The sequence below is a fragment of the Nocardia sp. NPDC050378 genome, assembly GCF_040655675.1.
Taxonomy (GTDB): Bacteria; Actinomycetota; Actinomycetes; order Mycobacteriales; family Mycobacteriaceae; genus Nocardia; species Nocardia coubleae.
In genome coordinates this window covers 107774-129233 of sequence record NZ_JBFAKI010000008.1, presented here as the reverse complement: position 1 = coordinate 129233, position 21460 = coordinate 107774, and the positions used below count along the sequence as shown (strand labels likewise).

Here is a 21460-nt window from a genome sequence, read left to right as displayed (position 1 = left end):
ATGGCGGCCCTGTTGCTCGGCTCGGTGGTCGGCATGACGGCCTGTTCCCAGGACGACAACGCGGATTCCTCCGCGGCTTCGAGCACCTCGGCCACGTCGGCGGCGATGGGTACCCCGGCGGCCTCGGGCCCGGTCGGGCCAGGATGCGCCGAGTACGCGGCCCAGGTTCCCGCCGGACCGGGGTCGGTGGCGGGGATGGCCCAGGACCCGGTCGCCGTTGCCGCGTCCAACAACCCGATGTTGACCACGCTGGTGTCGGCGGTGTCGGGCAAACTCAACCCGAATGTGAACCTCGTCGACACGCTCAACGGCGGTCAGTTCACCGTGTTCGCGCCGGTCGACTCCGCGTTCGGCAAGATCGATCCCGCCACCGTCGAGTCGTTGAAGACCGACTCGGCCACCCTGACCAGCATCCTGACCTACCACGTGGTGCCCGGCCGGATCGAGCCCGCGCAGATCCCCGGCACGCATGCGACGGTGCAGGGCGCCGAGGTGAAGGTCGGCGGTTCCGGCGACAACCTGACGGTCAACGACGCGAAGGTGCTGTGCGGCGGGGTGCAGACCGCCAACGCCACGGTGTACATGATCGACACCGTGCTCATGCCACCGGCGTGAACGCACCGGCACTGGCGCGGACTGCTCGCTGGGGTGAAGAATTTCGTCATGACACCCATCCGGCGGCACGGGTGAGCCGAAATCCCTCCCATGCGCATGGAAACAGGGGTCCGACGATGACGAATGGCCCGGGATCCTCGCCGATCCGCCTGCGATCGGTGCCGACCGACCCACCGCCCGCCTGCCCTGCGGACCGCGGGGCGGAGCGGGCCGTCCAGGCTCGGCTGGTCAGCTTGCTCTACGACGTGGCCGCGGGCAGCAGACCAGCGTTCACCGAGTTCTATCGCACCACCAGTCCGCGGGTCTTCGGGCTGGCGTTGCGGGTCGTGCGCAGTCACGCCCTCGCCGAGGAGATCGCGCAGGAAGTATTTCTGCAGGTGTGGTCGTTGGCCGCGGAGTACGACCCGGACAGGGCGAGCCCGATCGGCTGGCTGATGATGCTCACGCATCGGCGCGCGGTCGACCGGGTGCGCGCCGAGCAGTCGGCCACCAGCCGCGACCTCGTGTTCGGCCATTGCCATCTGGGCCGCGATCACGACGTGGTGTCCGAGGAGGTCACCCAGCGACTCGACGAGCAGTCGGTGCTGGATTGCCTGGAGACGATGACCACGCTGCAACGCGAGGCGGTCGCGCTCGCCTACTACAGCGGACGCACCTATGTCGAGGTCTCCGAGACCTTGGCGGTGCCGTTGCCGACGGTGAAGAGCCGGATTCGGGACGGTTTGAAAAGGCTCGAGAATTGTTTGACCGGAGGGACTTCCCGATGAACGAGACAGATCGGCGGACCCCCTGGTCGTGGTTCGAGGACGCCTATCCCTACGCACTGGACGCCCTCGACGCCCGGGAGCGCACCGAGATCGACGAGCGGCTACACGCCGCGGGCCCGACGGTGACAGCCGACTTCCACACGAATGTCCGGCGCATCCAGGAGACCCTCGCGGCGCTGACCAGTATGGACGTGGTCGCACCGCCTGCCCGGCTCGAGGCCGCGTTGATGGAAGCGCTCGACCGGCGCGAGACGCGTGGGCTGCGTACGGTTTCGCGGGCGCGGCGACGCCCCGCACGGTGGCTCGCGGCCGCGGCGGCGGCAGTGGTGGTCGCCGGAGCCGCGGTGGGCATCACGGTCGTGGTCGAGCGGGCGAACGACGCACCGGGCACGATCACCGCCCAGCAGGTGCTCGACCAACCCGACAGCCGGGAAAGTTCGGCGCGGGTCGCCGGCGGCGGCGAGATGACGGTGCACCTGTCGAAGGAACTCGGCGCGGCGGCGGTGGCATTCCACGATCTGCCCACCCTGCCCGCGGATCGTTCCTATCAGCTGTGGCGGGTACCGCCCGCGGGGGAACCGGAATCGGTGGCCGTGCTGGCCGGGCAACCCATGATCGTGACCACGGTCCAGGCGGCCGACACTCTCGCCGTGACGGTCGAGCCGGCCGGTGGGTCACCGACGCCGACGCCACCGGTGATCGCCGGTGTGAAAGTCGGCTGATCGACCGGGGTACCGGCGGTCATATCCTCAGGAGGTCAGCATGATTCACCGCGCACCCCGGCGGCTGGGGCATCTCGCGGCCGCGGCGGCCGCCACGGCTGCCGCGGCCACCGTGCTCGCCGTCGGTCATCTCGTCGCGGTGCTCCTGGCTCCTGCGGCCTCACCGTTCTTCGTGCTCGGCGCCACCGTGGTCGACAACACCCCGAAGTGGTTGAAAGAGAGTGCGATTCGGTGGTTCGGCGCCAACGACAAGCTGGCGCTGGCTGTCTCGATGCTCGCGGTGATGGTGATCGCGGCGAGCCTGCTCGGTGAGCTCGCCCGCCGCCGCCTCGTCCTCGCGGCGGCCCTGCTCACCGCGCTCGGCTCGATCGTCGCCTTGCTGGCGCTGCGGCGACCGTCCGCCACGTTCTGGTTCGCGGTGCCCGCACTCGTCGGCACCCTCGCCGGTGTGGCCGCGCTGGCCGTGTTGTTCGTGAGTTTCTCGGGTTCGGAGCCGTCGCCGGGCACGGCCGGGGCGAGCCGTCGCGGTTTCGTGCTGGCTCTGGCCGGGGTCACCGCGGGCGTCCTCGCGGCGGGCGTGGCCGGGCGCTACCTCGCCACCCGTTTGCGCGATATCGCCGCCGACCGGGCCGCGTTCCTGCTGCCGAGGGTCGCGAAACCCGCACCGCCGGTGTCGGCGGAGATGGATCTGCCGGTGCGGGGGATCACCCCGTTCGTCACCGACGCCGACGAGTTCTACCGGGTCGACACCGCGCTGCAATTGCCGTCCCTGACCCGCGCCGAATGGCGCTTGCGCATTCACGGCATGGTCGAGCGCGAGATCCGGCTGGACTACGACGAGCTCACCGCACGCGAAGCCGTGGAATCGGTCATCACGCTCACCTGTGTCTCGAACGAGGTCGGCGGTGACCTGCTCGGCACGGCCCGCTGGACGGGCTACCGGCTGGCCGACCTGCTCGCCGAGGCCGGCCCCTCCCCCGACGCCGACATGGTGCTGTCCCGCAGTATCGACGGTTTCACCGCCAGCACACCACTGGCCACGCTCACCGGTAACCAGGACGCCCTGCTCGCGGTGGCGATGAACGGCGAGGCGTTGCCGGTACGGCACGGCTATCCCGCGCGAATGATCGTCCCCGGCCTCTACGGGTACGTCTCGGCCACCAAGTGGGTCGTCGACCTCGAAGTCACCCGCTTCGATCGGGCCGAGGCCTACTGGACGCGGCGCGGATGGGCACCGCGGGCACCGATCAAAACGGCCTCCCGGATCGACGTCCCCGCGGCGTTCGCGACCCTGCCCGCGGGCCAGGTCGTGGTCGCGGGCGTCGCCTGGGCACAGGGTCGCGGCATCGCCGCCGTCGAAGTCCAGGTCGACGACGGCGACTGGCAGCGGGCCACGCTGGCCGAGGCGTACTCCCTCGATACCTGGCGGCAATGGACGTGGCGCTGGGACGCCTCACCCGGTACCCACTCCCTGCGCGTGCGCGCCACCGACGCCACCGGCTACGTCCAGACCGACGAGCGGACGACACCGTTCCCCGACGGCGCAACCGGACAACACAGCCGGGTGATCACCATTCGCTGAGTCGCCGCGCCGGTTCGGCCACCTCCGTGGCCGCCCACCGCGCGATCGGGGGTTCAGCCTCGATCGAGGATCGACATGGCGATGCCGTCGAGGATGTCGTGTTCGCTGACGATCAGTTCGGTGACCCCGGCTCGGGCGGCGAGTTCGTCGGCCAGGACCTCGGTGATCACCGCGCCGCCGCCGATCACATCGACGCGGCCGGGATGCATGGGGCCGAGGGCGGCGCGCTCGTCGTGGTTCATGGCGACGAGGCGGTCACACACCTGGTGCACCTCGTCGAGGGTCAGGCGGGTGAGATGTACCCGCTCCGAATCGTATTCGGGCAGGTCGAGGGCGACGGCGGTGATCGTGGTCATGGTGCCCGCGACACCGACCCAGGTGTTGACCTTGTCGACAGGGACCTTCGCGAACGCTTCGTCGAGCCTTTCCTGCGCGAATTCTTTTGCCGCCGCGACCTGTTCACCCGTGGGCGGATTGCCGGGCAGGCAACGTTCGGTGATGCGCACGCAGCCGATATCGGCGGAATAGGCGGCTTGCACACCCTTCTCGTCACCGACGACGAGTTCGGTGGAGCCGCCACCGAGGTCGACCACGACGAAAGGCCCGGCGTCGGCGGACAATTCACCGACCGCGCCGGCGAAGGACAGGCGAGCTTCCTCGTCACCGGTGATGACTTCGGCGACGGCACCCTCGACCACGCGGCCCAACTCGGTGCGGGTCATGGAGAAGAAGTCGTCCCGGTTGGCGGCGTCGCGGGTGGCCGAGGTGGCTACCATCCGCACGCGCGAAACACCTTGCGCCAGCATCACATCGACGTAATCGGCCAGCGCGGCGCGGGTCCGTTCGATCGCCTCGGGGGCGAGCCGTCCGGTCGCGTCGACACCTTGGCCGAGTCGCACGATGCGCATCTCGCGGTGCACATCGGTCAGCACCTTGTCGGCGCCGACTTCGGAGATCAGCAGTCGGATCGAGTTGGTTCCGCAGTCCACTGCGGCGATGCGCTCACTCATGAGTGTTCCTCCAGGTCTCGACCGGTTGCTGTCCGCGATTATGCCTGTTCGCCCATGCGCGCGCCCCGATCGAGGGATCAAGCGGATTCGTCGGACTCGCGGGCAGCGGGCCAGTCGGCCGGAATGGCGGTCCCGCGCAGCCCGGCGTCAGCGGCCAAGGCCACGGACTCGTCACCGAGCGGGTTCACGCCCGGCCCCTTGGCCAGGGAATGCGCGATCAGCACGTGCAGGCACTTGACCCGGTCGGGCATGCCGCCGCCGGTGAAATCCGTTCCGAGCGACTCGATCTCGTTGCGCTCGGCCAGGTAGCTCTCGTGCGCGGCGCGGTAGGCGGCGGCCAGCTCGGGGTCGTGGGCGAGGCGTTCGGTCATCTCGCGCATCACCCCGGCCGATTCCTGCCTGCTCGCCTCCGCGGTCAAGCGCGGGTCGGTGAGGTAGTAGAGGGTGGGGAACGGGGTGCCGTCGGGCAGGCGCGGCGCGGTCTTCACCACGGCGGGCAGACCGTCCGGGGTGCGGTAGGCGATCGCGAGGACTCCGCGCGGCTCGCGGCCCAGTTGCCGGGCGATGATCTCGAGGTCGCGGTCGTTCGGTGCGGTCACCTACGGTCCTTCCGGTGCTGGTTCGGAGATGCTGCGCCACAGGTCGGTGTACCAGGGGTCGGGCTCCGCTGTTCGGGTACTCATCGGCGGCGGTGCGGGCGCCTCGATGCCGGGAACCTGCACGATGTAAGGGGTTTCGCCCGGCATCACCAGCCGCAGCCGTTCCCGGGCCTCGGTGCGGATGTAGGCCGGGTCCTGTTGCTGCGCACGACGATCGCGCAGGGCGGCCAGGTCGGCGTCGAGTTCCGCGCGTTCCTCGGCCAGCGCGGCCGCCTCGGCACGCTGACTGAAGTACGTGCGCGTCGGCACGGCCAGGGTGAGCGCCAGCCCGCACAACACGGCCGCCAGGATCACCGCCTTGCCGGTGGACAGGCCCAGGATGGTGTGCTCGGTGCGTTCCAGCTTGCCGCTCGGCTTGCGGGTGGCCGTTTCCGGCCGCCGCCGGGTGGTGCGTTTGGCGGCGGTCGGACGGCCGGGTGTGTCGAGCGGACTGGGGCGTGAGCGCGCGGCCCGCGACGTGCGCCGGTCGCCTCGTCCACCCGGACTGGTCCCCCGCGCACGTCGCTCGGTCATTGGCGCTCTACCCCATCATCTCCAGGTCCCGCGGTACTTCTTGTTCAGAACTCGCCGGTGAAACGCGGGAAGGCCACGTCGCCGGCGTAGCGTGCCGAATCACCGAGGGCGTCCTCGATACGCAGCAGCTGGTTGTACTTGGCGACCCGCTCCGAACGCGCGGGCGCGCCGGTCTTGATCTGGCCGGAACCGACGGCGACCGCGAGGTCGGCGATGGTGGTGTCCTCGGTCTCGCCCGAACGGTGCGACATCATGGTCTTGTAGCCGTTGCGGTGGGCCAGGTCGACCGCGTCGAGGGTCTCGGTGAGGGTGCCGATCTGGTTGACCTTCACCAGCAGCGCGTTGGCCGCGCCCTTGGCGATGCCCTCTTCCAGGCGCTCCGGGTTGGTGACGAACAGGTCGTCGCCGACGAGCTGCACCTTGTCGCCGATGGCGTCGGTGAGCGCGACCCAGCCGTCCCAGTCGTCCTCCGACAGCGGGTCCTCGATGGAGACCAGCGGGTACTGGGTGAGCAGCTCCTCGTAGAACTGGCCCATCTCCTCGGCCGAGCGGACCTTGCCCTCGAACTTGTAACCCTCACCGGGGGTGTAGAACTCGGTGGCGGCCACGTCGAGCGCGAGCGCGACATCGGTGCCGAGCTTGTAGCCCGCCTTCTGGATGGCCAGGCTGATCAGGTCGAGCGCTTCCTTGGTGCCCGCGACATCGGGGGCGAAGCCACCCTCGTCACCCAGGCCGGTGGACAGGCCCTTCTCCTTGAGCACGGCCTTGAGCGAGTGGTACACCTCGGTGCCCCAGCGCAGCGCCTCGCGGAAGGTGGGCGCGCCGATCGGGGCGACCATGAATTCCTGCACGTCCACGCCGGTGTCGGCGTGCGCGCCACCGTTGAGGATGTTCATCATCGGCACGGGCAGCACGTGGGCGTTCGGGCCGCCAAGGTAGCGGAACAGCTCGAGCCCCGAGGACTCGGCGGCACCGCGGGCCACGGCCAGCGAGACGCCGAGCAGGGCGTTGGCGCCGAGGCGGGACTTGTCGGGGGTGCCGTCCAGATCCAGCAGGACCTGGTCGACGGTGCGCTGCTCGACGGCGTCGAGGCCGATGATGGCGGGCGCGATCTCGTCGAGGACACCCTCGACGGCCTTGGTGACGCCCTTGCCGTTGTAGCGGTCGCCACCGTCGCGCAGCTCAACGGCCTCGTGCTCACCGGTGGACGCGCCGGACGGCACGTCTGCCCTGGTCAGGGTGCCGTCGTCGAGGGCGATCTCGACCTCGACAGTGGGATTGCCGCGCGAATCCAGAATCTCGCGAGCTCCGACCTGTTCGATGATGGCCACGAAAACGACTCCTTACGACGGAAAGGCACGGTAGGTCTCACGGGATGGTCCGTGCGCAGCCGAGCCTATCGTCTCGCGGTGGCGGGCAGTAACCGGCGCTCCGGGCAGGTGGCGACTAGGCGCGGCGCCCGATGCTGTAGGCGGCGGCCCGATCCCGCACGACCAGCATGTACTTGTTCGACTGGTTGTAGGCGAACAGGGCACGCTGCCAGCCGTCGGCCGAGGTCAGGTTGCCGCCGCGGGTGCAGAGGTAGCGGGCGGCGGTGAGGGCGGCGTCGTCGATGTTCTGGGGATCGAGGACGCCGTCGCCGTTGGCGTCGACGGCCCAGCGCTGCCATGTCTCGGGGATGAACTGCAGCGGCCCGACCGCCCGGTCGTAGGTGGTGTCGCCGTCGAGGCGGCCGCCGTCGGTGTCGCGGATGACGGCATTGCCCTTGGTTCCGTCGAGGGCGACGCCGATGATCGGCGGGCGAACGGTTCCGTCGGCGTCCACGTCGGCGCCGCGGTGGGTGCCGTGCCCGCTCTCCACGCTGGCGATGCCCGCGATCGTCGTCCAGGCGATGCCGCACTCGGGCGCCGACCTGGCGAGCACGGCAGCGGCGTAGCCGTAGGCCTCGAGTGCCACCGGTGCGATGCCGAGCGCGTCGGACTGCTCGTCGGCCCAGCCGCGCAATTGCGTGGCGGCGCGACCCGGCGCATCGATATCGATGACGGGTAAGGCCACGCCGGGGCCTGGAGGCATGTCACCGGGAATCGACGCGAGCGAACTACACCCCGTGAGCAACGCGGCCACCGCCACGGCGACGATGACGCCGGCTTTCTGCACAGACACTCAACCAATCATCCAGATCAGCGGGCCGCCATGCACATCTCACAGTGACTTCTCAGAGTTCTCAGGTCGCGACGAGGCAGATGGTCGAGCCGTGGGAAACGCCCGCCTCGCGTGACATTCGCGCCTCGCCGGCCGAACAACCGATGTTCGCTTCGTCGTACACGGACGTGACGCGACCGTCGGCACTGCTGTCGTCACAGCTCACCAGCCTCGGCAGGCCCGCGGTGCCTGCGTAACCGGTGACGCAGTCGCCGGGCCGGGCGTAGCCGAGGTGGTTCTGGTCGATCGGGCCGAGGCAGACGACGACGCGCAGGTCGGTGTTGGCGTTGAGCGAGACCGATGCCGCGTTGGCGTTGGTGACCTCCGCGCATTTCGGGTCGGCCGGTTCGGTGTACTGGGTGCGCACCGAGAGCACCCGGTGCGTGGCGGACCGGTGCGCGCACGCGATCGTCTTCATCGACACATTCGAGGCGCATTCGCCCACAAAGGCGCCCGCCATCGAGTCGGAGTCCTCGGCGGGCCTCGTGCAGACCACCACGGCACGGCCACCCAGGGACGATTGGGCGTAGGCTTCGCGGGTTTCCGGGTGGGATTCGCAGGCCCGATCGGTGACCGGGACCTTGACGTGCAGCTCGGTGGCGATCACCACGTGGGGTCCGCCGGTGAAACCGCATGTGCTGCGTTCGATTTCGCCCCCGGACTTGCGCACATCGATGCAGTCGCCGGGGCGAAGGCCGCCCGCGTCGGTCGCGTTCTTCGCGGTCGGTTCGAGGCACAGCACGGTTTCGCCGTCGGTGGGGCTCGGGTCGGCCACCGCGCGGGTCGCCTTCTCGAATTTCATGCAGGCCAGGGCGAACGGGTGCTGCATCGGTTCCCTGGCGAGCACCCGGTATACGGCGAGGTCGTCGGCGCAGGCGTATTCGACGGGCAGTTCGTCTCGGCTCACGCAATCACCGACGGCCATGCGTGGTTCGCCGGGCCGGGTGAGGAGGTAGCCCGTGACTGCCCCGGCGGCGGTGAGCAATACGACGATGGCGACGATCGCGAGCATCACCAGGGATCTACGGCGCGCTGGGGTCGGTTCCGGCGCGGGGTTCGGAGACGATTCGCCCCACGGCCGCACCACCGGAATGTCGGTCGACGGCGGCGGGTTCGGCGGCACAGCGCCCTCAGGCGGAGGGGCAGGGTGGATCATCGGGGTTCGTCTCCTTGAAAACGCTTGGGGGACAACCCGATGAGATCGACTCCTGTCGCCGCGCCGTTACACCAGCAGCTCCGCGGTGGCGCGGTGCGCCGGAGCGGCGAGAACGATTGCGGGATCACCTCTTTCGACGACCTCGCCGTGGTCTAGGACCAACAGGTCGGTGCAGTGCCTGGCAACCAGGGCCATGTCGTGGCTGATGAGCAGGACGGCGGTGCCGTGCTCGGTGCGCAGGCGGTCGAGCAGGGTCATGACGCCCGCCGCCGTGTGCTGGTCGAGGGCCGTGGTGATCTCGTCGCAGATCAGGACGGCCGGATCGGCGGCGAGAGCTCGGGCCAGCGCCACGCGCTGACGTTGTCCGCCCGACAGTTCGTGCGGTCGTCTGCCCGCGAGGTCGGCAGGCAGATCCACATCGGCGAGCAGGGCCTCGACCCGCTCACGCACATCCGGTTTCGGCACGCGTGCGATCCGGCGCAGCGGCCGGGCCAGCGTCTGTTCGACAGTTCGGCGAGGATTCAACGCGGCCAACGGGTTCTGCGTCACGAGCTGAATACCGTTGGCCCCCACCTTGATCCGTCGCCGTTTCTCGACCGGCGCCCGCATCCCGCCTGCCTCGACAACCCCTGCCTCCGCGATCTGCAACCCCGCGATCACCCGCGCCAACGTGGTCTTGCCTGCCCCCGAAGGCCCGACGACCGCCAAGGCCGCCCCCGCCCGCACCTCCAGATCGATCGCACGGAGAATTCGGTGGTTGTCGACGGTGGCGCTGATTCCCCTGGCGGACAGCGCGATACCTGGTACACCGGTCCCGATTGTTGTGGCATCCGCAGGTGCGGTGAAGCCCTCGGCAACCGTGATCTCGCCTCGAAGCACCTCGTCACCGGACGCAGCGGCACCATTCGTCGGCCCAGCGGTGCCGCGACCAGCCGCCGAGGGACCACCGCCTCCAGCATGCACCTCTTCGGGCATCGCGCTCGACCGGTCGGCCGTGGGTACGGCGCTGGGTGGGTGGACTTCGATCACCGTGTCGGCGATGGCGTGGACGGTGGTGGTGTCGTGGCCGGAAAGCAGGACGGCGGTGGAATCGGTGACGGCGAGATCAGCTATGAGCCGGGCTATTTCCGTACGCAGGGCACCGTGCAGGCCGGCAAGGGGTTCGTCGAGGATGAGGACGGTAGGGCGGCGGAGGAGGGCACGGGCCAGGGCAACCCGGCGTTGCTGGCCGCCGGACAGGCGACCGACGCGGCGCCGCAGGAACGTCTCGTCCAGTCCGACACGATCGAGCATGGCTTGCCGTTCGGCCTCGGAGTTGGTGGGTGCGGCTTCGGCGAGGAGCGCACGGACCCGCAGCAGGGGGTTCAGCTCGGACCCGGGATCCTGGCCGACATAGGCGATGCGCTCTCGCCGGAACATCCGCAGCGCACGGGGATCGAGCCCGAAGACATCCTGCCCGGCCACCAGCACCGTCCCCGCACACCGCATCCCGACGGGCACGTGCCCGAGCAGAGCACGCATCGCCGTCGACTTCCCCGCCCCGGAGGCCCCCGTCAGCGCCGTCACGGTCCCTGCCGTCAACCGGAAGGACAACGGCGCGAGCAGCACCGCCCCGGTCTCGCTCGCCACCGTCAGCCCCTCGACCACCGCCACATCTTCCGCGTCGGGCACCGGATGAGACCCCCGGCCAGTGGCCACGGCCGAAGCCGGGCGTCGCTCCGAGGAACGCGGTCCTGACGCGCGCCCATCCGCCGCTTCGGCGCCCATCAGTGCGGGTCGTCCGTTCGGCCGCCCTGCGGACACCGGCCCGTCGGCCGCCGCCTTCGGCGCCACGACATACCCCGCACCGGTGGGAGATGCCGACTCATCAGGAGTCCGCGGGCGTCGGGTTCTACGCGCGGCCCCGGCGGTGACCACCAGGTTCACGCCGACGGCGACAACCGCGATGGCGGCGCTGGGTGCCAGCACCGCCCAGGGGTTGAGGAGGATGCCGGAGGCGTTGTCGCGGACCATGACCGCCCAGTTGTCGGCCCCGAGCGCGGGCACACCGAGGAAGGAGACGGTACTCACCAGGTAGATCGCCACGACGAAGCGCAGGCCGAGCTGGGTGGTGAAGACCGAGCGGAGGTTGGGCAGGATCTCACGGAAGGCCAAGTAGGCCAGCGATTCTCCGCTGGCGACGGCTGCCTCGACATAGCCGGTTGCGGCGATGCTCGCGGCCGAGGCGGCGAAGATCCGCGCGCAGTACGGCACACCGAACACCAGCGACACCACGATCAACGCCGCTACGCCACCCTGCGGCCAGGCGGTGAGCACGAGCAGGATGCCGAGCACGGCGGGCAGGAGAATGACGAGATCACCCGCGAGTTCGATCACCGAGCCCGCCCGCGGCCGCACCGCGGCGACCGCCCCGAGCACCGCCGACAGCACGGTCACCGCCACCGCGATCACCGCCGAGACCACGAGCAGCTGCGTTCCTCCGGTCAGCAAGTGACTGAACACATCGCGTCCGAGCCGGTCGGTGCCGAGCACCGCGCCCCCACCCGGCTCCGCGAACGGAATCCCCACCGCCTCTTGGGCCCCGTGCGGCGCGAACAACGGCCCGACCAGCGCACACAACACCACCAGCCCCACCCCGAAACCCGCACCCCACCGCCACGAACGCACAGCTCCCCCGAAGCCCCACGCCGCGCGCGATGAACGCCGGCCGCGCCCCCACTTTTCCGCACCCATCACGCCACCTCCGCGGATTTCCCGAAACTCCGGCTCGTGCACCGAACCAACCCGTCCACACCTGACCCGCAGGACATGGACACCCGAGCACCACGATCGGGCGTGAGCAACGACCGAGCCGCCACCGCCACCAACGCGTAGTGATCTTGATCGCCGGTCATCGGGCGCCCCGGGTGGACCAGGTGCGGACGAAGTCCGCGCACGCGAGGAGGACCATGATGACGATGGCGGTGAGGGCGACCACGGCGGCGACGGTCGCGGTGTCGCGGTCGGCCACCGAGCCCGCGAGCATGGCACCCACGCCGGGGTAGTTGAAGAGGGTTTCGACGACCAGGGCGCCACCGAAGAGCATGCCGACGGAGGTCGCGTACCCGGCGACGATCGTGGGAGCGGCGAAGGGCAGCATGTGCCGGAGCAGAATGGTGTGGCGCGGAATGCCGTCCAGGACAGCGCTTTCCACATGAGGTGCGGCGGCGACGTCGAGGAGCGCCGACCGCACCACCCGCGTGTTCCAGCCGATCTGGGGAATCGCGAGCGCAAGCACCGGAAGCACCAGCATCTCGGGGCCCGCCGGGAATCCGGAGCGGTCGGTGATCGTCACGGCGGGCAACCAGCCGGTGGCCAGGGAGAACACCAGGATCAGCACGGTGCCGCAGACGAATTCGGGGACGGCGACGGCAATGGTGGTGGTCGGCTGCAGGATTCGCGAACCCAGAGCTTTCGGCCGCATCGCCCACCAGCAGCCGAGGGCGAGCGAGCACACCACCGTGAGCAGCAGGGCGATCCCGCCGAGCAGCAGCGTCTGCGGGAACTTGTCGGCGAGCATGGCGCCGATCGGGTTACCGCGTGCGGTCCGGCCGAAATCACCGGTCAGCACACCGGTGATCCAGTGCCAGAACTGCACCGGCAGGGCGCGATCCAGACCCAGCTCGTGTTCCTTGGCCGCGAGTTCGGCCGCACCGGCCTCCCTGCCCAGCACCGAGCGGGCCGCGCTGCCCGGCAGCAGATCCACCGCGACGAACACGATGGCCAGCAGGGTCACCAGCAGCACGACCCGGCGCAGCGCGGGCAGGGCGAACGCTTTCACGGCACTCACGCCAACCAGGCACGTTCCAGCTGGACGCGGGCGAAACCGCCGAGGGTCGGCAGCCCGCGCACCGACGCGGCGGCGATGTCGACACCGTCGGCCATGCCCCACACCAGGTAGCCACCGCGCTCGAACTGGATGCGCTGCAACTCACGCACCGCACGGCCGTACTCGTCGCCCGTCGCGGCGAGCGCCTTGGCGTTGGCGGCGTCGAATTCCGGGTCGCGGAAGGCGGTTTCGTTGCGGTTGGAGCCGGAGGTCATCAGCTTGTCGGCCAGGAAAAGCACCGAATCGTTGGTGCCCCAGGACACGGTGTAGAGCGGGGCGTTCAACCAGGTCTGGTCGTAGAACGCGGCCGACTCGACCACCTGCACGTCGAGGCGGACTCCGATTTCGGCGAGCTGGGACGCGATCACCTTCGCCGACTCGACCTCACCGGGCACCTCGGCCTTGGTGACGAACGGGTAGCTGCGTCCGGTGTCGAAATTCGCCTCGCGCAGCAGGGTCTTCGCCCGCTCGATATCGCGCCCGCGGCGCAGCGAGGTGTCGTAGAGCGGGTCGGCGGTGCCGAGCACATCGGCGGCGACCGTGCCGAACCCGGAGTGCACCTGGTTGACCAGCGCCTCCCGGTCCACGCCGAGCCGCAACGCGGTGCGCACCCGCGCGTCGGCGAACGGCCCGTCGGCGGCGCGCATCGCGACACCGAGCATGGTGTCGTCCGGGCGGCGGATCACCTGCAGGTCGCCGCGACCGGCGGCGGTGCGGCCCGCGATGGCGCCCACATTGGAGGCCAGGTCGATCTGTCCACCGAGCACCGCGTTGCCCAGCGCGGTGACGCTGTCGAACATGGTCACCTCGATGGCATCCAGCGACGGCGGGGTGCCGTGCCAGTTCTCGTTGCGCACCAGGCGGGCGTTGCCGTTCTGGTAGGACTCGAGCCGGAACGGACCGGAGCCGACGGCGGCGGCGAAGTCGGTGGTGCCCTGCGGGACGGTGAAGGTCATCAGCCGGAGCAGCAGCGGCAGTTGGGTATTGGGTGCGGGCACGGTGAACACCACACGGTTCGGTCCGTCGGCGACGATGTCGTTCTCGGCGACCGGCATCTTCGACGCCCCGCCCACCGACCGCAGCCGCCGCATCGACCACACCACGTCCTCTGCGGTGACCGGCGCGCCGTTGTGGAACTTGGCGCCCTCGGCGATGGTGAAGGTCCAGCGGCGGTTCTCGGCGTCGGCCTCCCAGCGCGAGGCCAGGCGCCCGACGACATTCGGGTTGTCGCCGGGCACGGTCAGTGCGTCGTAGACGAGCGAGGCGATCAGGAAGTCGCTCTCGTTGCTGAGATTGGCGTGCGGATCGCGTTCACTGCGCGCGGCGGTGCCGAGCGCGCCGACGCGCAGCGTGCCGCCCGGCTTGACGGTTCCGTTCGACTCCTCGCCGCTGGCGCACGCCGCGGCCAGCAGCACTGCGGTGAGACCGATGCCGGATTGCAGCAACTGCCTGCGTGTGAAACCCATGGTGTTCCTCCTCGAGCGGCGGGCGCCGAACCCCTTCACCGGGCGCCGCAAACTAGGCGAGGCTAGCCTAAAACAGTGGCCCGGTGGTGGTCTTCCTTTCGACCGAGACCGTTCCGCCACGCCGCCCACGGCCCCCGATTCGGCGACTGCCAGCGACTTCGGGTAGAAATCAGGCTCATACCCATAAGCTATTTGCCATGAGAGCATGTTAGGTAAGTCTTGCCTAATCCATTGCCAGGCACTACCTTCGCTCATCGAGTCTCCACCACCCGCGTTCGACCGATGCGAAGAAGGGAAGGCCGGTGAAAAGCGTTCTCTCCGAACGTAAAACGATTCACCTGCACGACATCGAGTACCGCGAGTTCGAGCCGGACGCCGCCCAGGCCGTTCGCCACCTCGCCGCCGAGATCCGACATCAACTGAGTGACCTACCGCATACCGAGACCCTGCACGACCCCGCCCTGCTGGCCGAGATCGATCGGCGTGCCGGCGAACTCCCGGCATCCGTGCGACACGCCGTCCGCCCACCCGCCACCGCGGCGGGCGCGACCGTGGTGCGGGGACTGCGGGTGAGCGACGCCGAATTCGGTCCGACGCCTGCCGATTGGCAGCGTGCGGCCGTCTCGGCGGGCGATTCGACCCACCTCGGTTCGCTGGAACTCGACATCGTCCTGCTGCTGCTCGCCCGGTGTGCGGGTGACCTGTTCGGCTGGCTCGGTCAGCAGAACGGGCGGCTGGTCAACAACATCGTGCCCGCCGCCGGACACGAACACGAACAGTCCGGTGCCAGCAGCGCGACACTGCTGAGCCCGCACTCCGAGGACGCCTTCCACGCCGAACGCGCCAATCTGCTGATGCTGGCGTGCGTGCGCAACCCGGATCGCGTGGCTACCACCGTGTCCTCGATCCGCGAGGTCGAACTCGGCGACGAGGATCGCCGCATCCTGGCCACCCCGACGGTGCCGATCCTGCCCGACGTCTCCTACGGCACCGACTTCGGATCGTTCGCACCACCGCTGCCTACCGTCTGGGTGGACGAAAACGGTTGCGACACCATCAGATACGACCCGGCCTATACCCCGCTCGACGACGCCGACCCGGCGTTCCGCGCGGCCTACGCCCGGCTCACCGCCGAACTCGCGCGAGTCTGTCACGCTCCGGCGCTTGCCCCCGGCGAGCTCCTGCTCGTCGACAACGATGTGGCCGTGCACGGCCGGGTACCGTTCCGCGCCCGCTACGACGGCACCGATCGGTGGCTCAAGCGCGTCAATATCCGCCTGCCGGAACGTCGTCGGCGGGGCGAGGAAGCGTCCGAGAATGGGTACGGGCAAGAGGTGATCGCGCCGTATCGGGCGCGCACCGATCGGACGGCAGGGCAGGACAGTGCAGATGAACGAGGATCCGTTGAACAACCGTGACCGCAGCGTCGGGCTCCGAGTGCTCTCGCGCAGCGATCTGGCCGATGTGCCGATCACGCCCGCCGAGGTGGTACGGGCCGTCGAGGAGGCCTATCTCGCCTTCGCCGCGGGCGAATCCGACAACCCGCGCAAGCTGAGCGTCGCCGATCCGGGTGGCTCGTCGGTGTCCTACGCGATGCTCGGCCGCGACGGCCGCCGCCGCGTGGTGGCGATGAAGACCTCCTACAAGTTCGACCCGGGACACGACCGCAGCACCAAGCGGTACTACACCACCATCACCCTCTACGACGACACCACCGGCGCCCCTATCGCGATGATGGACTGCGCCCGGGTGGGCGCGTTGCGCACTCCGGCGGTGTCGGCACTGCTGGTGCGCGAGACGGTTCGCCGTGGTGCGGAGAGCGCGTTGCTCATCGGTACCGGGACCCAGGGGCGCAACGCGCTGCCACACCTGCTCGCGGCGAATCCGCAGCTACGCAAGCTGATGGTGTACGGCACGCACGCCGAGGGTCTGGCGGCGGTGCACGCGCAGCTGGCCGCCGAGGTGCCGCACGCGGTACTGGAACAGGTGGACGATCCGTACGCGGCGGCACCCACCGCCGATGTGGTGCTGGCGACCGCCGGTCCAGGCACCGAGGTCGCGCTCGAATCCGCGCACCTGGCACCGGGTTCCGTCGCGGTGCTCGTGGGATACGGGCTGGCACCGTCGACGCTGGTCGACGCCGATCGGGTGGTGGCGACCAGTGCCGCACAGATGGCCCTGACCGGCACCGACATGGCGGGCCCCGACGGCACGCTGCGCTCGGTCGACGCCGAACTCCCCCAGATCCTCACCCGCGCGGCCACGGCTCGTCGCTCCGACGACGAGAAGATCTTCGTCTACAACAGCGGGCTGGTGCTCACCGATATCGCGGTCGCGCATGCGCTGGCGGCGCGTGCGATCGCCGAGGGGCGAGGCACGGAGGTGCCGCTGTGGGATTAGCCGGAGCCGACTCCGCCCAGGTCGTCGACGAATTCCGGTCCAGCACAGCCGATGACCTGTCCCACTGCGCACCGCCGATGCCCGCCTACATCGATGCGGTGGAGCAACGTCTGCTCGATGATCCACTGCTGCTCGGCGACATCGCCGAAGCGATCGGCGGACCGTTCCACGTGCTGTTTCCGGAGCGGGTCGCGGTGAACGTCGAGGCTTTCCGGTCGGCGTTCACCGACGCGGGGGTCGACGGGTTCGTCTACTTCGGGAAGAAGGCGAACAAGGCGGCCTGTGTGGTCCGCGCGTGCGCGGAATCCGGCGCCGGAGTGGATGTGGCCAGTACCGGCGAGCTCGTGGCTGCGCTGGCCCAGGGCGTGCGTGGCGAGGATCTGATGATCACCGGGCCCGCCAAGTCCGACGATCTGCTGTGGCTGGCCGCACGTCATGGCGCGCTCATCGCGATCGATGCCGTGGACGAACTCGACCGGCTCGCCGCGCTCGGCCTGCCTGCCCGGATCGTGCTTCGTGTGCTGCCGGAGGGCTCGACGAGCCGGTTCGGTCTGGATCCCCGGGAACTCGAACAGGCGATCGGAGCGATGACCCTCGGCGGGCCGATCAGCTTGGCCGGCTTCAGTTTCCACCTGTCGGGCTACGACGCCACCGCCCGCGCCGAACAAGCCACGGCCCTGGTCGACCACTGCCTGCGGGCACGTTCCGAGGGTCATCCCGCCGACATCATCTCGATCGGCGGCGGCTTCGGCGTGGGCTACCTCGATGCCGATTCGTGGTCTCGTTTCCAGGAAACGCTCAGCGACAACTGGTTTCACGGCAGCGCGCCTGCGGGGGATTACTACCCCTATCATTTCCCGTCACCGGGTGCCGACATGCTCAGCGCCGTCCTCACGCACAACGGTCTCGCGAAAAGGCTGCGTGACAACAGCATACGACTGGCTGTCGAGCCGGGACGGGCTCTGCTCGATCGCGCGGGCAGTTCCGTCTTCCGCGTGCAAGGCGTGAAAACCCGGGCGACACAGGGTCACCAGTACGACATCCTCACCGTCGACGGTACCAGCCTGAGCTTGTCCGAACAGTGGTTCGCCAGCGAATACCTGCCCGACCCGGTGCTGTGGCCGCAGCGACCCGGCGCCACCACCCCCGCCTGCGTCGGCGCGACCACCTGCCTGGAATCCGACCTCCTCAGCAGGCGGCGAATCCCGCTGCCCCGCCGCGCTCGCGTCGGCGACCTGCTGATCTACCCGAACACCGCCGGGTATCAGATGGATTCCAACGAGTCACCGTTCCACGAACTCCCCCTGCCGCCCAAGGTCGTGCTGCGTGAGCGCGCCGGCCGGCTGCGCTGGAGCCTCGACACCACTTCCCGCTGATCCACTCCCGATGGAGGAAACCCCATGGCTCTCGTCACGCGCGTGACGGATCTGATCGGCCGCACTCCCCTGTTCGAGCTGGCCGTCACCGACAGCGGCACCCGCCTGCTGCTCAAGCTCGAACAGTTCAACCCCACCGGCGCCGCCAAGATCCGCATGGCCCGCTCGATGGTCGACGATGCCGAGCGGCGCGGTTTGCTGCGCGATGGCGGGCATATCATCGAATCTACGTCCGGCAATACCGGGCTCGGCTTGGCGGTGGTCGCGGCCGAACGTGGCTATCGATTCACCGCCGTGGTCGACAACCACGCCTGTAAGGACAAACTGCGCGCGATGAAGGCCATGGGCACCGACCTGGTGTTCGTCGCCGACGACGGTGACGACGAACTGGCCACCTCGGCACGGGAAGACCTCGCCGAGGCGATGGCCGCCGCCCGCGACGACGCCTACTTCACCGAACAGCACAACAACGACGCCAACGCCGTCGGTTACTACGCGGTCGCCGAGGAATTGCTGGCCGAGGTGGAACGGGTCGACATCCTGCTGTCGGCGGTCGGCACCGGCGGGTCGCTGTTCGGCACCGCCACCCGTCTGCGCGAACTCGGCTGCGTGCCGAAGGTGATCGGGGTGGAGCCGGTCGGGTCCATCGCCTTCGGCGGCGAGGGCGGCCCGTACTGGCAGTCGGGCACCGGCACCCCGCCGGGCGCGACCATCGGCACCGCGGTCGACTACAGCCTGCTCGACGAGGGTGTGAAGGTGAGCGATGTCGACGCGTTCGCCACCGCCCGCGCCGTCGCCAGGACACACGGTCTGCTGATCGGTGGTTCCGCGGGCGGTTCGGTGCACAATGCTCTGGCCCGGCTCGAGGAATTTCCGGCCGGTTCCACCGTGGTCACCATCGTGTGCGACGGTGGCGAGAAGTATTTGGACACCGTGTTCGACGACGACTGGATGAGCGCGCGCGAGCTGCTCGACCCAGCCGCCGAATGCGAGGTCACCACACTGCTGCGCCGGTACTCACCGCTGCGGCGCCACGACGAACTGATGGAGGTCAGGTGAGCGCGATCGCGCGCGAAACGGAGACCGGGGAGCGCTGGTGAGCGGCAAGAACACCGACACCAGCGCACTGGCCAAGCTGGCGACGCCGATCGCGTTGACCCAGCTGGCCCAGATCGCGGTGTCGACCACCAATCTCGTGCTGATGGGCACGCTCGGTGTCGCGGAGGTCGCGGCGGGCGGTCTGGCGCTGGTGTTGTTCAACCAGATCCGGACCATGTGTGTCGGCCTGATCACCGGGACCGGTAATCAGATCGCGGGTGCGCTCGGCGCGGCGGGCAAGCGTGGCGAGTCGGCCGACGGCGAGGTGCGCGCGGTGGTCCGGGCGGCATTCGTCATCGCCACGATCGCGGGCCTGCTCGGTGGCGCGTTGCTGATCGGTCTCGGCTGGGCACTGTCGTGGCTCGGGCAGGACGCCGCCGTTCTCGACCTGGCCCGCCCGATGATGATCGCGCTGGCCCCCGGCCTGCTGCCGTGTCTGTGGTTCCAGGTGTTGCGCCAGTACACCGTGGGCATGCAGCGTCCCCAGGCGCTGTTGATGGTGACGCTCGGTTCGGTCGTGCTGAACCTGGTGCTCGCGCTCGCCTTCATCCACGGCTGGGCGGGCATCCCCGCCTCCGGTCTGACCGGCGTCGGCATCGCCACCTCACTGGTCTTCCTGATCACCTTCGGGGTGTTCTGGGCGATGGTGCGCCGGGACGAACAGCTCGGCGCCACCCTGCCGCGGACACCGTGGCCGGTGCGCTGGGCGACCGTGCGCGAGGAACTTCGCCTCGGCACCCCCATCGCGCTGACCTACGGTTCCGAGGCGGGCATGTTCTCGGTGCTCGCGCTGGTGATGGGAAGTTTCGGGCCGGCCGCCCTGGCCGCGCACAACGTGGTGTACCAGATCATCTACATCGTCTTCCAGGTCGCGATCGGCCTGTCGCACGGTGCGTCGATCCTGGTCAGCCATGCCGTGGGCCGCGACGAGTACAGCCACGCCAAGTCGCTGGCCTGGCTCGCCCTGCGCCATGCGGGCGTGCTCGCCGTCGTCACGGGGGCGGTCTATGTCCTTGCTCCCGACGTGGTGCTCGCGCCGTTCCTCGACACCTCCGACACCGCGACCGTGGACATCGCCCACACGCTGTTGCTCATCGGCATCGTGCTGCAGTTCTTCGACGCCGCCCAGAACATCGGGACGGGTCTGCTGCGCGGGCTGAAGGAAACCTCGGCGGGCTTCCGGCTCTCGCTCGTCGGCTACTGGGGTGTCGGAATCCCGGCCGCCCTGCTGTTCGCGTTCCCGCTGCATCTCGGGGCGGCGGGCGTCTGGTGGGGCCTCACGGCGGGCCTGGCCACCACGGCCGCCCTGATGCTCCGCAAGTACTTCAGCCTGCTCGACCAGGCGAGTACGACTCCACTCCCACGCATCCCCGCGACCCAGGCAGGATGACGGGCGGCGGTCACCAGGACCGCCGCCCGTTTCCTCGCGCGGTTCGTCAGATGTTGACGCCGTAGTCGCGGGCGATCCCCGCGAGACCGGACGCGTATCCCTGGCCGATGGCGCGGAACTTCCACTCGTTGTTGTGCCGGTACAGCTCACCGAACACCATCGCGGTCTCGGTCGACGCGTCCTCGGACAGGTCGTAGCGAGCCAGCTCCACACCGGTGTTCGCATCGGTCACCCGGATGTAGGCATTGCGGATCTGTCCGAAGGACTGCCCCCGCGCCTGCGCGTCGTGGATCGACACGGGGAAGAAGATGTTGGTGATCGACGGCGGCGTGGCGGCCAGGTCGACATTGATCACCTCGTCGTCACCGTCGCCCTCACCGGTCAGGTTGTCGCCGGTGTGCTCGATGGTTCCCTCGGGCGAACGCAGGTTGTTGTAGAACACGAAATGCTGGTCCGACAGCACCTTCAGGTTGGCACCCGTAGCCAGCGCACTGGCGTCGAGATCGTGATCGGCGCCGGTGGTGGTGCGGACATCCCAGCCGAGGCCGACGGCCACCTTGGTGAGATTGTCGGTCTGCTTCGACAGCGAGACATTGCCGCCCTTGGCGAGTGAGACGCTCATGAAACCCTTCTGTC

The 21460-nt window shown here is 69.3% G+C and carries 19 protein-coding genes; 9 read left to right on the top strand and 10 right to left on the bottom strand.

All coding sequences use genetic code 11. The annotated features are described in order from the left end of the window. The 4 genes from AB0I35_RS19480 (at position 1) to AB0I35_RS19465 (ending at position 3686) form a co-directional block, all read left to right on the top strand. A complete protein-coding gene (locus AB0I35_RS19480) occupies positions 1–615 on the top strand; it encodes a fasciclin domain-containing protein (RefSeq protein WP_357397483.1) in 615 nt (204 codons plus the stop codon). A gap of 116 nt (positions 616–731) precedes the next feature. Next, entirely contained in the window at positions 732–1382 is a 651-nt protein-coding gene (gene sigK, locus AB0I35_RS19475; RefSeq protein ID WP_357397481.1) for an ECF RNA polymerase sigma factor SigK, read from the top strand. After that, the gene (locus AB0I35_RS19470) at positions 1379–2104 is read left to right on the top strand and encodes an anti-sigma factor (protein ID WP_357397479.1); all 726 of its coding nucleotides are present in this window, start codon (positions 1379–1381) and stop codon (positions 2102–2104) included. Before sigK ends, AB0I35_RS19470 begins: the two co-directional genes overlap by 4 nt. Positions 2105–2144: 40 nt before the next feature. Beyond that, the gene (locus tag AB0I35_RS19465) at positions 2145–3686 is read left to right on the top strand and encodes a molybdopterin-dependent oxidoreductase (protein WP_357397478.1); all 1542 of its coding nucleotides are present in this window, start codon (positions 2145–2147) and stop codon (positions 3684–3686) included. Positions 3687–3739: 53 nt separating this feature from the next. Here the strand turns inward: AB0I35_RS19465 and AB0I35_RS19460 are convergent, their stop codons facing one another. The 9 genes from AB0I35_RS19460 to AB0I35_RS19420 form a co-directional block, all read right to left on the bottom strand. Beyond that, the gene (locus tag AB0I35_RS19460; protein WP_357397477.1) at positions 3740–4696 is read right to left on the bottom strand and encodes a Ppx/GppA phosphatase family protein; all 957 of its coding nucleotides are present in this window, start codon (positions 4694–4696) and stop codon (positions 3740–3742) included. A gap of 77 nt (positions 4697–4773) precedes the next feature. Continuing rightward, on the bottom strand, positions 4774–5295 hold the full coding sequence (locus AB0I35_RS19455; RefSeq protein ID WP_357397476.1) for a DUF501 domain-containing protein: 522 nt from the start codon (positions 5293–5295) through the stop codon (positions 4774–4776). Beyond that, positions 5296–5868 carry a septum formation initiator family protein gene (locus tag AB0I35_RS19450; RefSeq protein WP_067485556.1) on the bottom strand — a complete coding sequence of 191 codons (573 nt, stop codon included), beginning with the start codon at positions 5866–5868 and terminating at the stop codon, positions 5296–5298. It lies immediately after the preceding gene. A gap of 44 nt (positions 5869–5912) precedes the next feature. Beyond that, a complete protein-coding gene (gene eno / locus AB0I35_RS19445) occupies positions 5913–7199 on the bottom strand; it encodes a phosphopyruvate hydratase (RefSeq protein ID WP_067485554.1) in 1287 nt (428 codons plus the stop codon). Positions 7200–7314: 115 nt separating this feature from the next. Continuing rightward, a complete protein-coding gene (locus AB0I35_RS19440; RefSeq protein WP_225279217.1) occupies positions 7315–8007 on the bottom strand; it encodes a lytic murein transglycosylase in 693 nt (230 codons plus the stop codon). Between the two features lie 85 nt (positions 8008–8092). Continuing rightward, positions 8093–9226: a hypothetical protein gene (locus tag AB0I35_RS19435; RefSeq protein WP_357397475.1), complete on the bottom strand. Its 1134-nt coding sequence runs from the start codon at positions 9224–9226 to the stop codon at positions 8093–8095. Positions 9227–9292: 66 nt separating this feature from the next. Further along, positions 9293–11893 carry an ATP-binding cassette domain-containing protein gene (locus tag AB0I35_RS19430; protein ID WP_357397474.1) on the bottom strand — a complete coding sequence of 867 codons (2601 nt, stop codon included), beginning with the start codon at positions 11891–11893 and terminating at the stop codon, positions 9293–9295. A 223-nt stretch (positions 11894–12116) separates the two neighbouring features. Then, entirely contained in the window at positions 12117–13055 is a 939-nt protein-coding gene (locus AB0I35_RS19425; protein WP_357397473.1) for an ABC transporter permease, read from the bottom strand. Then, the gene (locus AB0I35_RS19420; RefSeq protein ID WP_357397472.1) at positions 13052–14560 is read right to left on the bottom strand and encodes an ABC transporter substrate-binding protein; all 1509 of its coding nucleotides are present in this window, start codon (positions 14558–14560) and stop codon (positions 13052–13054) included. Before AB0I35_RS19420 ends, AB0I35_RS19425 begins: the two co-directional genes overlap by 4 nt. 302 nt (positions 14561–14862) lie before the next feature. Here AB0I35_RS19420 and AB0I35_RS19415 point away from each other — a divergent pair, with 302 nt between their 5' ends. Genes AB0I35_RS19415 through AB0I35_RS19395 form a run of 5 tightly spaced genes read left to right on the top strand, consistent with a single transcriptional unit; the run spans position 14863 to position 20824 of the window. Then, positions 14863–15978, top strand: coding sequence for a TauD/TfdA family dioxygenase (locus AB0I35_RS19415; protein ID WP_357397471.1), 1116 nt, complete (start codon positions 14863–14865; stop codon positions 15976–15978). Next, positions 15950–16960 carry an ornithine cyclodeaminase family protein gene (locus tag AB0I35_RS19410; RefSeq protein ID WP_181696663.1) on the top strand — a complete coding sequence of 337 codons (1011 nt, stop codon included), beginning with the start codon at positions 15950–15952 and terminating at the stop codon, positions 16958–16960. Before AB0I35_RS19415 ends, AB0I35_RS19410 begins: the two co-directional genes overlap by 29 nt. Further along, entirely contained in the window at positions 16951–18336 is a 1386-nt protein-coding gene (locus tag AB0I35_RS19405; protein ID WP_357397470.1) for an alanine racemase, read from the top strand. The genes AB0I35_RS19410 and AB0I35_RS19405 overlap by 10 nt, the downstream gene beginning before the upstream one ends. A gap of 24 nt (positions 18337–18360) precedes the next feature. Continuing rightward, complete coding sequence (locus AB0I35_RS19400) at positions 18361–19395, top strand: cysteine synthase family protein (RefSeq protein WP_357397469.1); 1035 nt, start codon at positions 18361–18363, stop codon at positions 19393–19395. A gap of 37 nt (positions 19396–19432) precedes the next feature. Then, a complete protein-coding gene (locus tag AB0I35_RS19395; RefSeq protein ID WP_357397468.1) occupies positions 19433–20824 on the top strand; it encodes an MATE family efflux transporter in 1392 nt (463 codons plus the stop codon). A 46-nt stretch (positions 20825–20870) separates the two neighbouring features. On the opposite strand, the gene AB0I35_RS19390 is transcribed toward AB0I35_RS19395, so the two are convergent. Then, on the bottom strand, positions 20871–21446 hold the full coding sequence (locus AB0I35_RS19390) for a TerD family protein (RefSeq protein ID WP_067485544.1): 576 nt from the start codon (positions 21444–21446) through the stop codon (positions 20871–20873). Between the last annotated feature and the right edge of the window lie 14 nt (positions 21447–21460).

Coding starts and splice junctions, on each gene's coding strand:
- AB0I35_RS19480 (WP_357397483.1), top strand. CDS start 1: ATGGCGGCCCTGTTGCTCGGCTCGGTGGTCGGCATGACGGCCTGTTCC.
- sigK (WP_357397481.1), top strand. CDS start 732: ATGACGAATGGCCCGGGATCCTCGCCGATCCGCCTGCGATCGGTGCCG.
- AB0I35_RS19470 (WP_357397479.1), top strand. CDS start 1,379: ATGAACGAGACAGATCGGCGGACCCCCTGGTCGTGGTTCGAGGACGCC.
- AB0I35_RS19465 (WP_357397478.1), top strand. CDS start 2,145: ATGATTCACCGCGCACCCCGGCGGCTGGGGCATCTCGCGGCCGCGGCG.
- AB0I35_RS19460 (WP_357397477.1), bottom strand. CDS start 4,696: ATGAGTGAGCGCATCGCCGCAGTGGACTGCGGAACCAACTCGATCCGA.
- AB0I35_RS19450 (WP_067485556.1), bottom strand. CDS start 5,868: ATGACCGAGCGACGTGCGCGGGGGACCAGTCCGGGTGGACGAGGCGAC.
- AB0I35_RS19435 (WP_357397475.1), bottom strand. CDS start 9,226: ATGATCCACCCTGCCCCTCCGCCTGAGGGCGCTGTGCCGCCGAACCCG.
- AB0I35_RS19420 (WP_357397472.1), bottom strand. CDS start 14,560: ATGGGTTTCACACGCAGGCAGTTGCTGCAATCCGGCATCGGTCTCACC.
- AB0I35_RS19410 (WP_181696663.1), top strand. CDS start 15,950: ATGAACGAGGATCCGTTGAACAACCGTGACCGCAGCGTCGGGCTCCGA.
- AB0I35_RS19400 (WP_357397469.1), top strand. CDS start 18,361: ATGGCTCTCGTCACGCGCGTGACGGATCTGATCGGCCGCACTCCCCTG.
- AB0I35_RS19390 (WP_067485544.1), bottom strand. CDS start 21,446: ATGAGCGTCTCACTCGCCAAGGGCGGCAATGTCTCGCTGTCGAAGCAG.